The 17,598-nt window shown below is 63.4% G+C and carries 18 protein-coding genes and 1 other RNA gene; 8 read left to right on the forward strand and 11 right to left on the reverse strand.

The features are described 5' to 3' along the window. Positions 1–80 precede the first annotated feature (80 nt). From ACF8EA_RS07715 to ACF8EA_RS07725, 3 genes are all read left to right on the forward strand, one after another. Positions 81–386 (forward strand): hypothetical protein, encoded by a 306-nt coding sequence (locus tag ACF8EA_RS07715; RefSeq protein WP_176682816.1) that lies wholly within the window; start codon positions 81–83, stop codon positions 384–386. Positions 387–571: 185 nt separating this feature from the next. Then, positions 572–2,245 (forward strand): GspE/PulE family protein, encoded by a 1,674-nt coding sequence (locus ACF8EA_RS07720; RefSeq protein ID WP_021783544.1) that lies wholly within the window; start codon positions 572–574, stop codon positions 2,243–2,245. Positions 2,246–2,333: 88 nt separating this feature from the next. After that, positions 2,334–2,648: a DUF2388 domain-containing protein gene (locus ACF8EA_RS07725; RefSeq protein WP_003253711.1), complete on the forward strand. Its 315-nt coding sequence runs from the start codon at positions 2,334–2,336 to the stop codon at positions 2,646–2,648. A 49-nt stretch (positions 2,649–2,697) separates the two neighbouring features. Here ACF8EA_RS07725 and gcvP read toward each other — a convergent pair whose 3' ends face one another. From gcvP to ACF8EA_RS07775, 10 genes are all read right to left on the reverse strand, one after another. Then, entirely contained in the window at positions 2,698–5,571 is a 2,874-nt protein-coding gene (gene gcvP, locus ACF8EA_RS07730) for an aminomethyl-transferring glycine dehydrogenase (RefSeq protein ID WP_101196390.1), read from the reverse strand. Between the two features lie 196 nt (positions 5,572–5,767). Continuing rightward, on the reverse strand, positions 5,768–6,151 hold the full coding sequence (gene gcvH, locus ACF8EA_RS07735; RefSeq protein WP_392521436.1) for a glycine cleavage system protein GcvH: 384 nt from the start codon (positions 6,149–6,151) through the stop codon (positions 5,768–5,770). 51 nt (positions 6,152–6,202) lie between these two features. Then, positions 6,203–7,285, reverse strand: a complete 1,083-nt coding sequence (gene gcvT / locus ACF8EA_RS07740) for a glycine cleavage system aminomethyltransferase GcvT (RefSeq protein WP_084850169.1) — start codon at positions 7,283–7,285, stop codon at positions 6,203–6,205. A 127-nt stretch (positions 7,286–7,412) separates the two neighbouring features. Next, a complete protein-coding gene (locus ACF8EA_RS07745; RefSeq protein WP_252460451.1) occupies positions 7,413–9,035 on the reverse strand; it encodes an iron ABC transporter permease in 1,623 nt (540 codons plus the stop codon). A 152-nt stretch (positions 9,036–9,187) separates the two neighbouring features. Beyond that, a complete protein-coding gene (locus ACF8EA_RS07750; RefSeq protein WP_392521439.1) occupies positions 9,188–10,189 on the reverse strand; it encodes an extracellular solute-binding protein in 1,002 nt (333 codons plus the stop codon). A 116-nt stretch (positions 10,190–10,305) separates the two neighbouring features. Continuing rightward, a complete protein-coding gene (locus ACF8EA_RS07755) occupies positions 10,306–11,523 on the reverse strand; it encodes a 2-octaprenyl-3-methyl-6-methoxy-1,4-benzoquinol hydroxylase (protein ID WP_392521440.1) in 1,218 nt (405 codons plus the stop codon). A gap of 9 nt (positions 11,524–11,532) precedes the next feature. Beyond that, positions 11,533–12,015 (reverse strand): DUF4442 domain-containing protein, encoded by a 483-nt coding sequence (locus ACF8EA_RS07760; protein ID WP_021783537.1) that lies wholly within the window; start codon positions 12,013–12,015, stop codon positions 11,533–11,535. After that, positions 12,012–13,211, reverse strand: coding sequence for a 2-octaprenyl-6-methoxyphenyl hydroxylase (ubiH, locus tag ACF8EA_RS07765; RefSeq protein ID WP_135192597.1), 1,200 nt, complete (start codon positions 13,209–13,211; stop codon positions 12,012–12,014). Before ubiH ends, ACF8EA_RS07760 begins: the two co-directional genes overlap by 4 nt. Then, complete coding sequence (gene pepP, locus ACF8EA_RS07770; protein ID WP_392521442.1) at positions 13,208–14,542, reverse strand: Xaa-Pro aminopeptidase; 1,335 nt, start codon at positions 14,540–14,542, stop codon at positions 13,208–13,210. The genes ubiH and pepP overlap by 4 nt, the downstream gene beginning before the upstream one ends. Positions 14,543–14,563: 21 nt before the next feature. Further along, positions 14,564–15,118: a YecA family protein gene (locus ACF8EA_RS07775; RefSeq protein WP_021783534.1), complete on the reverse strand. Its 555-nt coding sequence runs from the start codon at positions 15,116–15,118 to the stop codon at positions 14,564–14,566. A gap of 181 nt (positions 15,119–15,299) precedes the next feature. On the opposite strand from ACF8EA_RS07775, the gene ACF8EA_RS07780 reads away from it, so the two are divergent. The 4 genes from ACF8EA_RS07780 to ACF8EA_RS07795 all read left to right on the forward strand — a co-directional run bounded on the left by ACF8EA_RS07780 (position 15,300) and on the right by ACF8EA_RS07795 (position 16,729). Next, on the forward strand, positions 15,300–15,482 hold the full coding sequence (locus ACF8EA_RS07780) for a TIGR02449 family protein (protein ID WP_031322377.1): 183 nt from the start codon (positions 15,300–15,302) through the stop codon (positions 15,480–15,482). Further along, on the forward strand, positions 15,479–15,799 hold the full coding sequence (locus tag ACF8EA_RS07785) for a cell division protein ZapA (RefSeq protein WP_003253687.1): 321 nt from the start codon (positions 15,479–15,481) through the stop codon (positions 15,797–15,799). The genes ACF8EA_RS07780 and ACF8EA_RS07785 overlap by 4 nt, the downstream gene beginning before the upstream one ends. Before the next feature lie 17 nt (positions 15,800–15,816). Next, positions 15,817–15,996: non-coding RNA, 6S RNA (gene ssrS / locus ACF8EA_RS07790), on the forward strand. A 124-nt stretch (positions 15,997–16,120) separates the two neighbouring features. Beyond that, on the forward strand, positions 16,121–16,729 hold the full coding sequence (locus tag ACF8EA_RS07795) for a 5-formyltetrahydrofolate cyclo-ligase (RefSeq protein ID WP_021783532.1): 609 nt from the start codon (positions 16,121–16,123) through the stop codon (positions 16,727–16,729). Positions 16,730–16,748: 19 nt separating this feature from the next. On the opposite strand, the gene ACF8EA_RS07800 is transcribed toward ACF8EA_RS07795, so the two are convergent. Beyond that, the gene (locus ACF8EA_RS07800; protein ID WP_021783531.1) at positions 16,749–16,901 is read right to left on the reverse strand and encodes a hypothetical protein; all 153 of its coding nucleotides are present in this window, start codon (positions 16,899–16,901) and stop codon (positions 16,749–16,751) included. 178 nt (positions 16,902–17,079) lie between these two features. On the opposite strand from ACF8EA_RS07800, the gene ACF8EA_RS07805 reads away from it, so the two are divergent. Next, positions 17,080–17,529, forward strand: a complete 450-nt coding sequence (locus tag ACF8EA_RS07805) for an EVE domain-containing protein (RefSeq protein WP_392521443.1) — start codon at positions 17,080–17,082, stop codon at positions 17,527–17,529. The last annotated feature ends 69 nt before the right edge of the window (positions 17,530–17,598 follow it).

A 17,598-nucleotide genomic window follows, 5' to 3' on the forward strand; every position in this document is an offset into this window, starting at 1 on the left:
TAAGGTGAAATAACCCAATCATAGCGAAAAAATACCGCCACCAACGTGCAAGAATTTCTCCCTCATTTGCGGAGACCAGCATGAACGCACAGCCCCGTACCGACGCCTGGGCCGCTACTAACGCCCACAGCACCGTGCACTATCGCCTGCAGGCCGAGGCCGAGCCCGATAGCCTGTGCCGGGTGCTCAACCTGTTTGCCTTGCAGTTCCTGACCCCGCATAGCGTGCAGGTCAGCCAGCTGGATGACTGGCTGGATATCGAAATCGGCATTGGCGGGTTGAGCTGGCACCGGGCCGAGGTCATTGCACAGAAGCTGCGTAACCTGGTGTGTGTGGGTGAGGTGAGCCTGACCAACTTGCAGCGAGTGGCGTTGGCAGTGGTCTGAACCACCCTCTCTACCGGGCCTTTACCGCATAGCACTAAAGGCCCGTGCGATCCCTTTAGGAACGGGTCCACCCGCGAAGCGTCCGATACAGGCGCAGCAAAATCCCGAAACCTTTCACCTCCAATAGTCTCCCGCCGCCGGGCTAGCCTTGATCAGCACTACCCGATCAGGCACGGACGCCAACCATGCACACCCCCGACAACCCGGCACTCGACCTCAAGCGCGTGCTTCAGGCCCTGCTCGCTGACCAGCACCTGCACGCCAGCGATACCCTGCAAGTACTCGAACACGCCGCCACCCACCCCGCTAGCCACCCGCTGGAACACATCGCCGCCTGCAGCCTGGAAAGCCGCCAGCGCCCCGGCCAGCCCCTGGACCTGGAGCACCTTTGCCAGTGGCTGGCCGACAAGGTCGGACAACCCTACCTGCGCATCGACCCCATGCAACTCGACCTGCCCCAGGTCACCGGCCTGATCTCCCCTGCCTTCGCCCAGCGCCACGGCATCCTCATCGTCGCGGCCGATGCCTCCAGCGTCACCGTCGCCAGCGCCCAGCCTTTCCAGGATGACTGGCAAGCCGACCTGGCCCGCAGCCTCGGCCGGTCGATCCGTCGCGTACTGGCCAGCCCGCAGCAGATCCGTCAGTCGGCGCAGTCGTTCCACCGCCTGGCCCAGTCGGTAAAAGGCGCGCAATACCAGCAGTCGGCCAGCCTGGGGGAACTTGAGCAATTGCTGGAGCTGGGCAAACGCCAGGCCGAGGCCAGCGCAGACGACGCACATATCGTGCATATCGTCGACTGGCTGTTGCAGTACGCCATTGAGCAACGCGCCAGCGATATCCACCTGGAGCCACGCCGCGAACAGGGCCAATTGCGCTACCGCATCGACGGCCTGCTGCACACCGTCTATGCCTTCCCCGCCGGGGTCACCCTGGCCCTCGTCAGCCGCCTTAAACACCTGGGCCGCATGGACGTTGCAGAGAAGCGCCGGCCGCAGGACGGCCGGCTGCAAAGCCGCCTGCCCGGTGGTGGCGAGGTGGAGCTGCGGCTTTCGACCCTGCCCACCCCGTTTGGCGAGAAACTGGTGCTGCGCCTGTTCGACCCGCAACAATTGCAAGAAGGCTTCGAACGCCTTGGCTTGCACGGCCAGCAGCTGGCCCAATGGCAGAGCCTGCTACGTCAACGCCAAGGCATCATCCTGGTCACCGGCCCCACCGGCTCCGGCAAGACCAGCACGCTGTACACCAGCCTCAAACTGCTGGCCACACCACAGGTCAACCTGTGCACCATCGAAGACCCGATCGAGCGCCTGGAGCCAGCCTTCAACCAGTTGCAGGTGCAGCCCGCGCTGGACCTGGGGTTTGCCAACGCGGTCAGGGCCATGCTGCGCCAAGACCCCGACATCATCATGATCGGCGAAATCCGCGACCGCGAAACCGCCCTGGTAGCGGTGCAGGCAGCGCTGACCGGGCACCTGGTGCTGTCGACCCTGCATACCAACGATGCCTGCGCAGCCATCACCCGCTTGCAAGAGCTGGGTGTGGCCGACTACCTGATCAAGGCGACGCTTATCGGGGTGATGGCCCAGCGCCTTGTGCGAACCGTCTGCACCGACTGCCAGGCAGGTTCATCACCCGCCTGCCGAGCTTGCCGCGGTACTGGCTTTCAGGGGCGCACGGGATTATTCGAACTGCTCGAGCCCAGCGACGCCTTGCGCGCATTGATCGGCCCGCATGCCGACCTGACCCGTTTGCGGCGCCAGGCGCTGGCCGATGGCCTGGTTGACCTGCGCCGTTGCGGCGAGGCCAAAGTGGCCGCTGGGCAGACCCGTGCCGAGGAAGTGCTGCGCGTCTGCAACTGACGAAAAGTCCTTTGTATTCAAGGAACTTGCCTTGCCCGAAAAGATCCAAGCGCGCATCTTCAATCATCACCCTTCGAGGTGTTTCAACATGCGTCTCAAAACCGCCATTGCCGCGGCTACCTTGCTTTCGCTGCCTCTTGGCTCGGCCATGGCCGATACCTTCTGGCGCAACGTGATGACGTCCGGTGCTACCACGGCGTCGAGCTACCTGACCTCGCGGGATCACAAGCTGGTAGTGGCCGCGCAGGATGACGCCAGCAGCTTCGTCGCCAGCGAAGGCGCGATCCGCGGGCCGTTCCTGGAAGCGGCCATGCGCGAGGCACGGGCAGAGAACCCAGGGATGCAGGCTTCCGACATGGAACTGGCCAATGCCATCCTGGCCAAGAATGCGGTAGCCGAGTAACCGCGTCGCCTGCTTCGCGGGTAAACCCGCGAAGCATCCAACACCAACCTCAGCGATAAGCCTCCACCGGCACACACGCACAGAACAGGTTCCTGTCTCCATACACGTTGTCTACCCGGTTCACCGCCGGCCAGTACTTGTGCTGGCGCACGTGAGCACTGGGGGCCACCGCCTGCTCCAGGCTATACGGCCTGTCCCATACCCCCAGCACATCAGCCAAGGTATGCGGTGCATGCTTCAGCGGGTTGTTCTCCGCTGGCCAGTTGCCCTGCTGTACTTCGTCAATTTCCGCGCGAATCGCCAGCATCGCTTCGACAAACCGGTCCAGCTCGGCCTTCGATTCACTCTCGGTCGGCTCCACCATCAGCGTGCCCGGCACCGGGAAGGACATGGTCGGTGCGTGGAAGCCATAGTCCATCAGGCGCTTGGCCACGTCCTCTTCGCTGATGCCTGTCAGTGCCTTCAACGGCCGTAGGTCGAGGATGCACTCATGCGCCACACGCTGGTTGCGTCCGCGGTAGAGCACCGGGAACGCCGCGCCCAACTGGCTGGCGAGATAGTTGGCCGAGAGGATAGCCACCTCGCTGGCATCGGCCAGCTGCGGGCCCATCATGGCGATGTACATCCAGCTTATCGGCAAGATGCTTGCACTGCCCCAAGGGGCGGCGCTGACCGCGCTATTGTTCGGGTCCAACCCAGGCACCGGCACTACCGGGTGGCTGGCGACGAACGGCTTGAGGTGCGCGCGGATACCGATCGGCCCCATGCCTGGACCGCCGCCACCGTGGGGAATGCAGAACGTCTTGTGCAGGTTCATGTGTGAAACATCGGCCCCAATGTCTGCGGGGCGCGCCAGGCCCACCTGGGCATTGAGGTTGGCACCGTCCATGTAAACCTGGCCGCCGTGATGGTGCACCACCTCGCAGATTTCGCGTATCCCCTCTTCGTACACACCGTGGGTCGAGGGGTAGGTGATCATCAGGCACGACAGACGCTCACCGGCCGCGTGTGCCTTGGCCTTGAGGTCAGCCAGGTCGACGTTGCCATCGTTGTCGCAATCGACGATCACCACTTCCATGCCGGCCATCTGTGCCGACGCCGGGTTGGTGCCGTGGGCCGACGACGGGATCAGGCACAACGTGCGCATCGGCTGATGGCGGCTGCGGTGATAGCGCGTGATGGCCATCAGGCCGGCGTATTCACCCTGAGCACCGGAGTTAGGCTGCATGCAGATCGCATCGAAGCCGGTGATCGCGCACAGCCAGCTTTCCAGTTCGTCGATCATCGCCTTGTAGCCTGCTGCCTGGGCCGCCGGGGCGAACGGGTGCAGCTGGGCAAAACCGGGCCAGGTGATGGGGATCATCTCACTGGTGGCGTTGAGTTTCATGGTGCACGAGCCCAACGGGATCATCGACTGGTTAAGCGCCAGGTCCTTGTTCTCTAGCTGCTTGAGATAGCGCAGCATCTCTGTTTCGCTGTGATGCAGGTTGAACACGGGGTGGGCGAGGAATGGCGTGCGTCGCACCAGGCTGGCAGGGATACCTTCAGGCAGGGCCAGCTGGTCGAGGGCGGTGATTTCCAGGCCATGATCCACCCCCAGGAAGATGTCGAGCAGGCGCAGCACCGTCTGTTCGTTGCAGGTTTCATCCAGGCTCACCCCCAGGTGCCCGCGACCGAGAATACGCAAATTGATGTGCGCGGCCTCGGCGCTTTCAATGATGGCCGCCTGGGCACCGCCAACATCCAGGGTAAGGGTGTCGAAGAAGTGTTGATTGAGGCGTTTGATGCCTTTGGCCTCGAGGCCGGCAGCCAGGATGAAGGTCAGCCGGTGCACACGCTGAGCGATACGCTGCAGGCCTTCCGGGCCATGGTAAACCGCGTAGAAGCCAGCAATGTTGGCCAGCAGCACCTGGGCCGTGCAGATGTTGGAGTTGGCCTTTTCGCGGCGAATATGCTGCTCGCGGGTCTGCAGGGCCATACGTAGTGCGGTGTTGCCACGGGCATCGCGTGACACGCCGATGATGCGTCCCGGCATAGCCCGCTTGTAGTCATCGCGACAGGCGAAGTAGGCCGCGTGAGGCCCGCCGTAACCCATCGGCACACCAAAGCGCTGGGTCGAGCCCAGCACTACATCGGCGCCCAGTTCTCCGGGCGGCGCCAACACTACCAGGCTGAGCAAGTCCGCGGCCACGCAGGCCAAGGCCTGCTGGCTGTGCACCTGGTCGATCAGCGGGCGCAAGTCGCGCACTTCACCGTGGGTGTCGGGGTACTGCAGCAAAGCACCGAACACCGAGTGTTTGGCAAGGTTATCCACAGAGTCGACGATCAGCTCGAAGCCGAAACCCTCGGCGCGGGTCTTGAGTACCGAAAGGGTCTGCGGATGGCAGTGCTCGTCGGCGAAGAAGGCGTTGCTCTTGTTGCGTGCCACCCGCTTGGCCAGGGCCATGGCTTCGGCGGCAGCGGTGGCTTCATCGAGCAGCGAGGCATTGGCCAGAGCCAGGCCAGTGAGGTCGATGACCATTTGCTGGAAGTTCAGCAGCGCCTCCAGCCGGCCTTGGGCAATTTCGGGTTGGTAGGGCGTGTAGGCGGTGTACCAGCCAGGGTTCTCCAGCACGTTGCGCAGGATGACTGTGGGGGTGATGGTGCCGTGGTAGCCCATGCCGATGAGGCTGGTCCAGACCTGATTCTGTTCGGCGTAGCCGGCGAGCTTGGCCAGGGCGGCTTGCTCGTCCAGCGCCGCAGGCAGGTCGAGGGGGCGATTGAGGCGGATGTCTGGCGGAACGGTTTGCTCGATCAGTTCGTTGCGGCTGTTGATACCCAGCGCGTTGAGCATGGCCTGCTGCTCTGTGGCATCGGGGCCCAGGTGGCGGCGCAAAAATGGGTTGAGCTCTTGCAGTTGATGCAGGGATGGCGACTGGGACATGACGACGCTCTCTTCCTAGACCAGGCCTCATGGAGACTTACAAGTCTAGGAAGGGATTGCCGATTGTGCGGGGAAACTTGTTTGCAGGCCCGGCCTCTTCGCGGCTAAAGCCGCTCCCACAGGGGCTGTACCCGTCTCGAATGCAGCGCTGTACCTGTGTAGGAGCGGCTTTAGCCGCGAAGCAAGCGACGCGGTCTTACTCGCCAATCAGCGCCTGGTAGCCAGCCGCATCCAGCAACTTGTCCAGGTCGGCCGGGTTGCTTGGCTTCAATTTGAAGATCCACGAACCGTAAGGCTCTTCGTTGAGCAGTTCCGGGCTATCGGCCAGCTCTTCGTTGACCGCAATCACTTCGCCACCGACCGGGGCGTAGATGTCCGAAGCGGCCTTGACCGACTCCACCACACCCGCAGCGTCGCCAGCACCAAACACTTTGCCGACTTCAGCCAGCTCGACGAACACCACATCACCCAAGGCTTGCTGGGCGTGATCGCTGATACCCACGGTCACGCTACCGTCGGCTTCCAGGCGAGCCCATTCATGGCTTTCGGCAAAACGCAGGTCGGCGGGGATATTGCTCATGTCTTGAATTCCTCGATTGGCTCAGCGGTAGGCCCGCCGGTTATAAATTGTTCAGATCAGGATCTTGCCGTGGCGCACGAAGGTCGGTTTGACCACCCGCACCGGGTACCACTTGCCGCGAATTTCCACCTCGGCCCGATCACCGGTAGCCATTGGCACGCGCGCCAACGCAATGGACTTGCTCAGCGTAGGCGAGAAACTACCACTGGTGATCTCCCCTTCGCCAATACCGGCTACACGTACTACCTGATGGGCGCGCAGTACACCGCGCTCTTCCAGCACCAGACCCACCAGTTTTTCTTGCACGCCGTGCTCGATTTCCGCAAGCAGGCCGGCACGGCCGATGAAGTCGCGCTCGGCCGGTTCCCAGGCGATACTCCAGCCCAGGTTGGAGGTGAGCGGGGTGTGGTTTTCGTCGATGTCCTGGCCGTACAGGTTCATGCCAGCTTCCAGGCGCAGGGTATCGCGGGCGCCCAGGCCGCTTGGGGCGATACCGGCGCCGACCAGGTCGTTGAAGAAGGCCACCGCCTGCTCGCCCGGGAAGATGATCTCCAGGCCGTCCTCACCGGTATAGCCGGTGCGGGCAATGAACCAGTCGCCGTCGGCAACGCCTTCAAACGGGCGCAGTTCGCGAATGAGAGCTGCGCGCCCGGCGCTGAGCAGGGCCGCGACCTTTTCGCGGGCATGCGGCCCCTGGATGGCAAGGATGGCCAGATCAGGCCGGACCTGGAAGCCCACGGAAAAACCGGCACGCTGCAATTGCAGCCAATCGAGCACCTTGGCACGGGTGGCGGCATTGGTGACCAGGCGATAGCCAGTTTCCGTGCGGTAGACGATCAGATCATCGATCACCCCGCCCTGTTCGTGCAGCAGTGGGCTATACAACGCCTTGCCGGTATCGTCGAGGCGGGCCACATCGTTGGCCAGCAAGCGCTGCAGCCAAACGGTGGCATCAGTGCCGTCGACATCGATCACGGTCATATGGGAGACATCAAAGACGCCGCAATCGCTGCGCACCTGGTGGTGCTCCTCGACCTGCGAGCCATAGTGCAGGGGCATGTCCCAGCCACCGAAATCGACCGTCTTGGCGCCTAGCGCCAGGTGCAGGTCATACAAAAGCGTGCGCTGTCCCATGGGTTTCTCCTTCCGGGCGTGGCGAAGCGGCGGCGGTCGATGACGTTGGGTCGTCAGCTTTTCTTGTTACTCACACCCGCCGCGCGAATGCCGCGCATTGTAGCCGCAAGGTCGCAAGCTGACATCCTCAGTGACTGTGACCGGGTCGACGTGCCGAACGGCGAATCAGGCCGATGACCGGCAGCAGCCCCACCAATACCAAGGTCAGTGCCGGCAGCGAGGCTCGGGCCCACTCGCCCTCGCTGGTCATCTCGAACACCCGCACGGCGAGGGTGTCCCAGCCGAACGGCCGCATCAGCAAGGTGGCGGGCATTTCCTTGAGCACATCGACGAACACCAGCAGCGCGGCACTAAGGGCACCGGGTACCAGCAGCGGCAGATACACCTTGAAAAACAATCTAGCGCCGCCTACACCCAGGCTGCGCGAGGCTTCGGGGAGTGACGGGCGGATACGCTCCAGGCTGCTCTCCAGCGGCCCGTAGGCCACCGCGATGAAGCGCACCAGGTAGGCCAGCAGCAACGCCGAGAGGCTGCCTAGCAGCAGCGGCTTGCCGGCGCCGCCCAGCCAGCTGGACAGCGGAATGACCAAGTGGTTGTCGAGGTAACTAAAAGCCAGCATGATCGACACCGCCAACACCGAACCGGGCAGGGCATACCCCAGATTGGCCAGGCCAACCCCGGCGCGGATACCGCCCGTCGGTGCCTGGCGCCGGGCAAAGGCCAGCAGCAACGCCACGCATACCGTGACCAGCGCCGCCATGCTGCCCAGGTACAGGGTGTGCAGCACCAGGCCGACATAACGCTCATCCAGGTCATGCCGGCCGCGTTGCCAGAACCACGCCAGCAACTGCAGCAGCGGGATGACGAAAGCGCAGGCGAACACCAGCAGGCACCAGCCACTGGCCAGCAGCGCCTTGAGACCACGCAGTTGATAAAGCGCCTGCACGCGTGGTCGCTCGTTGCCGCTGCGGCTGGCACCCCGGGCGCGGCGCTCGCCGTACAGCACCAGCATCACCGCCAGCAACAGCAAGCTGGCCAACTGGGCCGCACTGGACAAGCTGAAGAAGCCGTACCAGGTCTTGTAGATGGCCGTGGTGAAGGTGTCAAAGTTGAATACGGCCACTGCACCGAAGTCGGCCAGGGTTTCCATCAGCGCCAGGGCGATACCGGCACCGATCGCCGGCCGCGCCATGGGCAGGGCCACCCGCCAGAACGCCTGCAGGGGTGACAACCCAAGTACCCGAGCCGCCTCCATCAGCCCCTTGCCCTGAGCCAGGAAGGCCGTGCGAGCCAACAAGTAGACATAGGGATAGAACACCAGTACCAGAACAGTGATTACCCCTCCGGTGGAACGCACCCGGGGCAGGCGCATTGGCCCGAACACCTCGCGCAGGGCGCTTTGCACCGGGCCGGCAAAGTCCAGCAGGCCGACGAAGACAAACGCCAGCACGTAGGCCGGGATGGCGAACGGTAACATCAGCGCCCAGTCCAGCCAGCGTCGACCAGGGAAGTCGCAGAGGCTGGTGAGCCAGGCCAGGCTGACGCCCAGTACGGTGACACCAATGCCCACACCCACCACCAGGGTCAGGGTATTGCCGAGCAGGCGACCCATCTGGGTGTCGAGCAGGTGGGACCAGATCTGCAGGTCGATGGATTGCCAGGACAGCAGCAGCACGCTCAGGGGCAGCAGCACCAAGGCGGCAATCAGGGAGACCGGGAGGTACCAGCGGCGTTGAGGGGTGTGGGGCAAGGCTGAAATCTCGAGTGCGATTGCGACCGCTGCGCGGTCGTTCGCGGGTAAACCCGCTCCTACAGGGACTGCGCAAGGCAGTGCAGATCCTGTAGGAGCGGGTTTACCCGCGAAAGGGCCCTAAGGGGCCCAAAGAGGATAAAGCCTGGCGCTTAGTTGTAGCCAGCCCGATCCATCAGGCGAATGGCTTCAGCCTGGCGCTTGCCGGCAATTTCCACCGGAATGCTGTCGGCCTTGAAGCTGCCCCACGCCGCCACTTCCTCCGATGGTTTCACCTTCGGGTTGGCCGGGAATTCCTGGTTGATGTCGGCAAACAGCTTCTGCGCTTCTTCGCCGGTCATCCATTCAACCAGTTTCTTCGCGGCTTCCGGGTGTGGCGCGTGCTTGGTCAGGCCGATACCCGAGAGGTTCACGTGAACGCCACGGTCACCCTGGTTGGGCCAGAAGATCTTCACCGGCAGGTTCGGGTTCTGCTTGTACAGACGGCCGTAGTAGTAGGTGTTGACCACGCCCACATCACACTGCCCGGCCTCGATGGCCTGGATCACCGCATTGTCGTCGGAGAACACATCGGTGGACAGGTTGTTGACCCAACCTTTGACGATTTGCTCGGTCTTGGCCTCACCGTGGGTTTCAATCAGGGTGGCGGTCAGCGACTGGTTGTACACCTTCTTTGCCGTGCGCAGGCACAGACGGCCTTCCCACTGTTTGTCAGCCAGGGCTTCGTAGGTGCTCAATTCTTCGGGTTTGACCCGCTCTGTGGAGTAGATGATGGTGCGGGCGCGCAGGCTCAGGCCGGTCCAGTCGTGCGACGAGGCGCGGTACTGCGACGGGATGTTCTGGTCGATGACGTCGGACTCGATCGGCTGCAGGATGCCCATCTGCTCGGCCTGCCACAGGTTGCCTGCATCGACGGTCAGCAGCAGGTCGGCCACGCCGTTGTCGCCCTCGGCCTTGATGCGCTGCATCAGCGGGGCTTCCTTGTCGGTAATGAACTTGATCTTGACGCCGGTCTTGGCGGTATAGGCATCGAACACCGGCTTGATCAGCTCGTCGATGCGCGAGGAGTACACCACAACTTCGTCCGCTGCCTGGGCAGTGCCGCCGAACAGGGTCAGGGCCAAGGCGGCCAGTAGGGGCTTGCGTGGCAACATGAAAAGCACTCCTCGGATCGTATGAGAGGTGCGAATGGTAGTGAATCCCATTTTCCGGCTCATCTACCTATCCGTTACCGGATGTTGCAAAAGGCTGCTACGCAACCCCGGCACTCTCAAGCCTTGGCCAGATCCGGCAGGTCACCACTCAAACCCAACGCCTGGCGCACAAACAGCGCCTTGGCCTCCGGCATCTGCTCCACCAGCTTCAACCCGCTGTTGCGCAACCAGCGCAACGGCAGCGGATCGGCCTGGAACAACCTCTCGAAGCCCTCCATCGCCGCCATCAACGCCAGGTTGTGCGGCATACGCCGCCGCTCGTAACGGCTCAGCACCTTCACATCCGCCAACCGCTCGCCACGCTCGCAAGCATTGACCAGTACCTCGGCCAGCACCGCAGCGTCGAGGAAGCCGAGGTTCACACCCTGCCCGGCCAGCGGGTGGATGGTGTGCGCGGCATCGCCGATCAACGCCAGGCCTTCACCCACATAGCGCTTGGCGTGGCGTTGGCGCAGCGGCACGCATACCCTTGGGTCGGCCTGCAACACTTGGCCCAGACGGCCCTCGAAGGCACGTTCCAGAGCCTGCCGGAAGGCTGCTTCATCCAGCGCCATCAGTTGCTCGGCATGCTCCGGGGTGGTCGACCAGACGATCGAGCACCAGTCCTGCTGGCCATCGCGGGTCAATGGCAGGAAAGCCAGCGGACCTTCGTCAGTGAAGCGCTGCCAGGCCGTGGCCTGGTGCCCGGCGCTGCAACGCACGCTGGTGACAATGGCATGGTGCAGGTAGTCCCATTCGCGGGTTTCGCAGCCGGCCAGACGCCGCACCGCCGAATTGGCACCGTCGGCAGCGATCACCAATGGCGCACGCAGTTGCCGGCCATCCGCCAGGGTCAGTAGCCACTCATCGCCAGAGCGGCGTAACTGCTCCAGCCGCGCATTGGCCAGCAGGCCGATGTCGCTGTCATGCAGGCGCTCCAGCAGGCCGTCCTGCACCACGCGGTTCTCGACGATATGGCCGAGCACCTGGGCATGCACACTGGCCGCCGAGAAGTGAATCTGCCCGGTGCCGCTGCCATCCCACACATGCATGTCGGAGTACGGCGTGGCGCGCCGCTGGGCAATGCCGTCCCAAGCGCCAAGGCGCTCGAGGATGCGCTGGCTGGCCGCCGACAGCGCGCTGACACGCGGCTCGAACGGGGCCTGGGCATCGAAGGGTACGACCGTCAGCGGGCCACCATCGAGCAACAGGATTTGCAGGCCACTGTGGCGCAACGCCAGGGCCAGGGCGCTGCCGACCATACCGGCACCGACAATCAACAGATCTGCGCGCATTTCCATGCCTTACGCCAGCCTCGCTTGCGGCTTGAGCCGCACATATAGGGTTTTATCGACCCGCGCCACCAACTCGCCGGCGCCATCGCGGATATCGACCTGCAAACGCGGCAGGCATTTCTTGCCGGTGGCTGCCTGCTGGCGGATTTCGTCCAGCAGTGCGTCACCGACGTGAAGCTCGGCATAGACCGGGCCTTTGCCCGGCGAGATGAAGTCGATGCTGGCGGCCTTGTCCCAGACGATGTAGTCACGCCCCAACTGCTCGATCAGCAGCAGCATGTAGAACGGGTCGACCATGGCATACAGGCTGCCACCGAACTGGGTGCCGACGTAATTGCGGTTCCAGCGGGTCAGCTTCATCGCCACCTTGACGCTACGCAGGTCCGGGCTGATGTGCTGCACACGGATACCGGCACCCAGGTACGGTGGGTAGAGGTTCAGCAGCCAGCGCAGCATGCGCGCCCGGCGCGCCAGTTTACGCGGGTTGCTCATGCCTGGCCCCGCGGATCAGGACGGGTGCCCAGGCCCATGGCCTGGCGGGCGAACCAGCTTTTTGCCGGTGGCAACAGGTCGAGCCCGAGCAGGCCCAGGTTGCGCCCGGCAGTCAGCAACGGCTGATTGCTGCCGAACAGGCGGGTGACCTGGTCGGAGAAGCCGATGGTCATCGCCTGGTCCAGGCGCTGGCGCTGGTGATAGGCCTGCAGCGTGGTCAGGTCGCCAGGCTGCTGTGGACCTGCCAGCAGCGCTTCGGCCAGGGATTGCACGTCACGCAGCGACAGATTGAAACCCTGACCCGCGATGGGGTGCAGGCTGTGTGCTGCGTTGCCCAGCACCACCAGGTGCGGCCGCACCTGCTCCTGGGCCTCGATCAAGGACAGCGGGTAGAGGTGCCGTGCGCCCACCTGGCGCAGCGCGCCCAGGCGGTAGCCGAACACGCCCTGCAGTTCGCGCAGGAAGCTGCGCTCGTCGATGTCGGCCAGGCGCCGCGCATCCATGCCCTGACGGGTCCATACCAGTGCGCAGCGGTTTTCCGGCAACGGCAGCAAGGCCATGGGGCCCTCTTCGGTGAAGCGCTCGAAAGCCTGGCCGCCATGGGCCTCACCCGGGGTAATGTTGGCGATCAACGCGCTCTGCTGGTACGGCGTGTGGCGCACATGGATACCCAACTGCTCGCGCAAGCCGGAGCGGCCTCCATCGGCCAGTACCGCCAGGTCACATTCCAGTTGGGTATCGTCGTTCAGCCGCAGGCGGTAACCGCGTTCGGTGGCCTGCATCGAGGTGACTTCCGCCGGGCAGCGCCAGCTGACCACCTCGCTGTCCAGCCCTTGCCACAGGCACTGCCCGAGCCAGGCGTTTTCCACCACGTAACCCAGCGCCGGTACGCCCTCTTCCATGGCATCCAGGCGGGTGGCGCCAAAGCGACCACGGTCGGAAACGTGAATCTGCCGGATAGGCTCGGCGCGGCGGCCGATGGCCTGCCACAGGCCCAGTTGTTGATAAATCTGCTGGGTACCGAATGACAACGCCGACGAGCGTGCATCGTAACTGGGCTGGTAGCTGTCGCCGGGGGCGAACGGCTCGATCAGCAGGATCTTCCAGCCGCGCGCCTTGGCGCCGGCCTGCAGGGCCAAAGCCAGGCTTGCGCCAACCAGGCCGCCGCCAATGATCGCCAGGTTCACCCGGCTCATGCCACGGCCTTGCGGGCAGCCTGCATCAGCGCCTCGATCTCGGCGACCGTACGCGGCACGCCCGAAGTCAGGATTTCACAACCTTGCCTGGTCACTACCACGTCGTCCTCGATCCTTACCCCAATACCGCGCCACTTTTTGGCCACGGCCTGATTGTCGGCGCCAATGTAGATCCCCGGTTCCACGGTCAGCGCCATGCCGGGTTCCAGTACCCGCCACTCGCCGCCCACCTTGTACTCGCCCACGTCGTGCACATCCATGCCCAGCCAGTGCCCGGCGCGGTGCATGTAGAAGGCGCGATAGGCTTCGCTGTCGATCAGCGCCTGCACATCACCTTCGAGCAAGCCCAGCTCCACCAGGCCTGCAGTGATGACCCGCACGGTCGCCTCATGGGCGTGGTTCCAGTGCTTGCCGGGGGCTATTTCGGCAAACGCCGCCGCCTGTGCCTTGAGCACCAGCTCGTAGATGGCCTTCTGCTCGGGCGAAAACCGCCCACTGACCGGGAAGGTGCGGGTGATGTCGCTGGCATAGCAGTCGATTTCGCAGCCGGCGTCGATCAGCACCAGGTCGCCATCCTTGAGCGGCGCATCGTTCTGTTGATAGTGCAGGATGCAGCCATTGCGCCCGGCCGCAACAATCGAGCCGTAGGCCGGCATCTTTGCCCCGCCCTTGCGGAATTCGTAATCCAGCTCGGCTTCCAGGCTGTACTCGTGCAGCCCGGCCCGGCAGGCCTGCATGGCCCGCACGTGGGCTCGCGCAGAAATATCTGCGGCAGCACGCATCACCTTCACTTCCGCCGCCGATTTATACAGGCGCATATCGTGCAACAGATGATCCAGCGCAACGAACTCGTTCGGAGGCTGGGCGCCCAGGCGTGCCTTGGAGCGGATCACGTTGATCCAGTCCATCAGCCGGCGGTCGAACTCCGGGTTGCTGCCCATGGCGCTGTAGACCCGCTCGCGGCCTTCGATCAGGCCAGGCAGGATCTCGTCGATATCCGTGATGGGGAAGGCATCGTCAGCGCCGAACTCGCGCACTGCCCCTTCCTGGCCCGCCCGCAGGCCGTCCCACAGCTCGCGCTCGGGGTTGCGTTCACGGCAGAACAGCACGTACTCGCCATGCTCGCGCCCTGGAATCAAAGCAATCACCGCCTCGGGCTCCGGGAAGCCGCTGAGGTACTGGAAGTCGCTGTCCTGGCGGTACACGTGCTCGACGTCGCGGTTGCGGATGGCAACCGCGGCGGCGGGCAGAATGGCGATGCTGTTGGGGACCATCTGCGCCATCAGCGCCTTGCGCCGACGGGCATACTCGGCCTTGGGAATGTGGCTCATGGGCAGACTACCCCTGGTTGATCAGTGCAGCGAGGGCTTGGGCGCGGGTGCGGCCGGCTTGGCCAGTTCGGAGAACAGCAGCAGGGGCGCCACGCGCAGGTATTCCATGACTTCCATGTAGTCGCTCTCGCCGTCTTCGGACTCTTCGAGCGCTTCCTGGACCTGCGAAATGGCTACCAGGTCCTGCAGCACTTCCTTGGCCTCGTCGGACAAGTCCTTACCGCCAGCGTTCAGGCCGAAACCGGTCACGAAGCCTTGGCACCACTGGCCCAGCGCGGTGGCGCGGTCGCTCAGTGCAGCATCATCGGTAGGCAGCAGCAGGACGATCGCCATGTCGTCGCTGGTCAGCTCGCCCTTGACCATTTCCTGCAAGCCGACCAAGGCGTTGCGGACCCTGTCACCAGGCTCGGTTTCCAGCAGTTGGGCGGCATCGGCCAACCAGGCATCGGCATCGAAGCCGGCCCCGGCGCAGCTGCGGCCAATCAGCAGGCCGTGCAGTTCGGCCGGGGTGACGGGATGACCATTGCTCGAGAGCAGCATGGCGAAGGCGTTGTAGGGCGATTGAGTATTGGGCATGGGCAGCTAGGCGCCAGACGGCGCAATGTCTAGAATGAAGACCTTGTATCCTAGCATCGGCAGGCGCGCCAAGACTATCGGCACTGGCCGTTGCCGCCCAGGGAGAGGCATCATCGCCAGGGGACTCAACGACGGAGCGAATCGAGTGCAACCCACGCAAGAGAACGACCTGCAGGCACTGATGAGCCGATTCGAGTTGCTGATCGAACGCATCGAGCAACTAAAACGGCAAAATGCACTCCTAGTAGCTCAGGAAAAATCCTGGCGCGAAGAGCGCGCCCACCTCATCGAAAAGAACGAGATCGCCAAGCGCAAAGTCGAGTCGATGATTTTACGCCTCAAGGCTCTGGAGCAAGACTCATGAGTTCAAGCAATAGCGTCACTGTGCAGATCCTCGACAAGGAATACTCGATCATCTGCCCGCCGGAAGAGCGCAACAACCTGGTCAGCGCTGCGCGCTACCTGGACGGCAAAATGCGCGAAATCCGCAGCAGCGGCAAGGTGATCGGTGCCGACCGCATCGCGGTCATGGCAGCGTTGAACATTACCCACGAAATGCTGCACCGCCAGGAAGACCGCAATGATGCGCCGGTCAGCGGCACAAACCGCGAACAGGTGCGCGACCTGCTGGATCGGGTAGATAAGGCTTTGTCCGACGACACGGATACCAAAATCGGCTGAGATTGGTATACTGGCGCCACTCCCTGGGGGATGCGCCAGTCGGTTATGTCCCTGAGCCGATACGCACAACCACGGGGGTTGCACGCTGGGGCCGGTGTGCATGTCCGCCCGACGGAAAGCCTTAACGCCCCCTGCAATCTCCACCTTGAACTTTCGGGTTCAAGGGCTACACCGATAGCGGTCTTATCGGGGAGCCTGAATTCTCTTGCCCGCCCTCCCCGGCGGGCAATTCGTTTTGGCCGACTTTATTCAAGCTTTGTACGAATAGTCACCGCGCAGGCACTTTTCGTATAAGGCAGCACATCTGGGACCACCTGTGCCATGACCGAAACCGTGCCGCTCACCCGCCCCCAGCTACGTCGCCTGCTTCGCAATGCCCGCCGCGCCCTGACCCCTGCCCAGCAACGCCAGGCTACGCTCGGCCTGTACCGCCAGTTGGCGCAACACCCCTTGTTCCGCCGCGCCCGCCACATCGCCCTGTACCTGCCCAACGACGGTGAAATCGACCCTCGCCTACTGCTACGCGAAGCACAGCGTCGCGGCAAGCGCACCTATCTGCCGGTGCTGCACGCCTGGCCGCGCACGCGCATGGTGTTCCAGCGTTTTGAGCAGGGTGAGAAGCTCAAGCCCAATCGCTTCCGTATTCCAGAGCCGATTATCGATCGCAAACGCCAACGGCCAATCTGGGCGCTGGATCTGATTCTGCTACCGCTGGTCGGGTTTGACGAAGTGGGCGGCCGCCTGGGTATGGGCGGTGGCTTCTATGATCGCAGCCTGGCCTACCAGGCGCGTCGGCAAACCTGGAAAAAACCGTTGCTGCTGGGGCTTGCGCATGAATGCCAGAAGGTCGAGCGGCTGGCGCAGGCCAGTTGGGACGTACCACTGCAAGGCACGGTCTCGGACCGTGGCTGGTACCTGGCGCCACGTTGAGCGGCGCCAGCGGGGGATATCAACGTTGTGGCTGGCTGGCGTCAACCGGCATCTGATAGGCGCTGTCCAGCTTGCGCTCCCAGAACCCCTGCGCATAACCGGTAGTGACCACACCCAGGCCAAAAATGAACACCAGGATCCACAGTAGATCCGGCTTTTTACGTTGATTCATCGAAGATTGCCCCCCAGGCAAACTGTTCTGTACTCGGCGATATTCTGGGTACCGCCGGTGCACGCGCTTTAAACGGTGCGCATTTTCCGACAACATGCGTCCGCACGCAAACCTTGACGCCAACCGGCTGTCGGTTTCGTGCAACAGGTTATTTCAAACCTTTTCAGGAGCAGCATTCATGGCCTACTGGCTGATGAAATCCGAGCCCGACGAGCTCTCCATCGAAGCCCTCGCACGCTTGGGTGAAGCGCGCTGGGACGGCGTGCGCAACTATCAGGCGCGTAATTTTCTGCGGGCCATGAGCGTGGGTGACGAATTTTTCTTCTACCACTCCAGCTGCCCGCAACCCGGCATCGCCGGCATTGCCAGAATCACCCACGCGGCCTACCCGGACCCTACCGCGCTGGACCCGGAAAGCCATTATCACGATGCCAAGGCCACGACCGACAAGAACCCGTGGAGCGCAGTGGATGTGGCCCACGTACAAACCTTCCCAAGAGTGCTGGAGCTGGGGTGGCTGAAACAGCAGGCCGGGCTGGTCGAGTTGCCGCTGGTGCAAAAAGGCAGCCGCCTGTCGGTCATGCCGGTAACGCCCGAGCAATGGGCGGTGATTGTCGCGTTGCGCTGAATGCGCAGCTAAGGTCAAGGGCTTGACCAATATCAACACGCCATACATGGCCGTCAGGCATGATGGACT

Source organism: Pseudomonas sp. YQ_5 (assembly GCF_043103305.1).
Lineage (GTDB): Bacteria > Pseudomonadota > Gammaproteobacteria > Pseudomonadales > Pseudomonadaceae > Aquipseudomonas > Aquipseudomonas putida_Y.

Excerpts from the sequence above, each read along its gene's own strand:
- ACF8EA_RS07760 (WP_021783537.1), bottom strand. The coding sequence starts at position 12,015 with ATGAGCAACCCGCGTAAACTGGCGCGCCGGGCGCGCATGCTGCGCTGG.
- gcvP (WP_101196390.1), bottom strand. The coding sequence starts at position 5,571 with ATGTCCCAGTCGCCATCCCTGCATCAACTGCAAGAGCTCAACCCATTT.
- ACF8EA_RS07720 (WP_021783544.1), top strand. The coding sequence starts at position 572 with ATGCACACCCCCGACAACCCGGCACTCGACCTCAAGCGCGTGCTTCAG.
- ACF8EA_RS07775 (WP_021783534.1), bottom strand. The coding sequence starts at position 15,118 with ATGCCCAATACTCAATCGCCCTACAACGCCTTCGCCATGCTGCTCTCG.
- ACF8EA_RS07750 (WP_392521439.1), bottom strand. The coding sequence starts at position 10,189 with ATGTTGCCACGCAAGCCCCTACTGGCCGCCTTGGCCCTGACCCTGTTC.
- pepP (WP_392521442.1), bottom strand. The coding sequence starts at position 14,542 with ATGAGCCACATTCCCAAGGCCGAGTATGCCCGTCGGCGCAAGGCGCTG.
- ACF8EA_RS07715 (WP_176682816.1), top strand. The coding sequence starts at position 81 with ATGAACGCACAGCCCCGTACCGACGCCTGGGCCGCTACTAACGCCCAC.
- ACF8EA_RS07800 (WP_021783531.1), bottom strand. The coding sequence starts at position 16,901 with ATGAATCAACGTAAAAAGCCGGATCTACTGTGGATCCTGGTGTTCATT.
- ACF8EA_RS07780 (WP_031322377.1), top strand. The coding sequence starts at position 15,300 with ATGAGCCGATTCGAGTTGCTGATCGAACGCATCGAGCAACTAAAACGG.
- ACF8EA_RS07755 (WP_392521440.1), bottom strand. The coding sequence starts at position 11,523 with ATGCGCGCAGATCTGTTGATTGTCGGTGCCGGTATGGTCGGCAGCGCC.
- ubiH (WP_135192597.1), bottom strand. The coding sequence starts at position 13,211 with ATGAGCCGGGTGAACCTGGCGATCATTGGCGGCGGCCTGGTTGGCGCA.
- gcvT (WP_084850169.1), bottom strand. The coding sequence starts at position 7,285 with ATGGGACAGCGCACGCTTTTGTATGACCTGCACCTGGCGCTAGGCGCC.
- ACF8EA_RS07785 (WP_003253687.1), top strand. The coding sequence starts at position 15,479 with ATGAGTTCAAGCAATAGCGTCACTGTGCAGATCCTCGACAAGGAATAC.
- ACF8EA_RS07795 (WP_021783532.1), top strand. The coding sequence starts at position 16,121 with ATGACCGAAACCGTGCCGCTCACCCGCCCCCAGCTACGTCGCCTGCTT.
- gcvH (WP_392521436.1), bottom strand. The coding sequence starts at position 6,151 with ATGAGCAATATCCCCGCCGACCTGCGTTTTGCCGAAAGCCATGAATGG.
- ACF8EA_RS07725 (WP_003253711.1), top strand. The coding sequence starts at position 2,334 with ATGCGTCTCAAAACCGCCATTGCCGCGGCTACCTTGCTTTCGCTGCCT.
- ACF8EA_RS07805 (WP_392521443.1), top strand. The coding sequence starts at position 17,080 with ATGGCCTACTGGCTGATGAAATCCGAGCCCGACGAGCTCTCCATCGAA.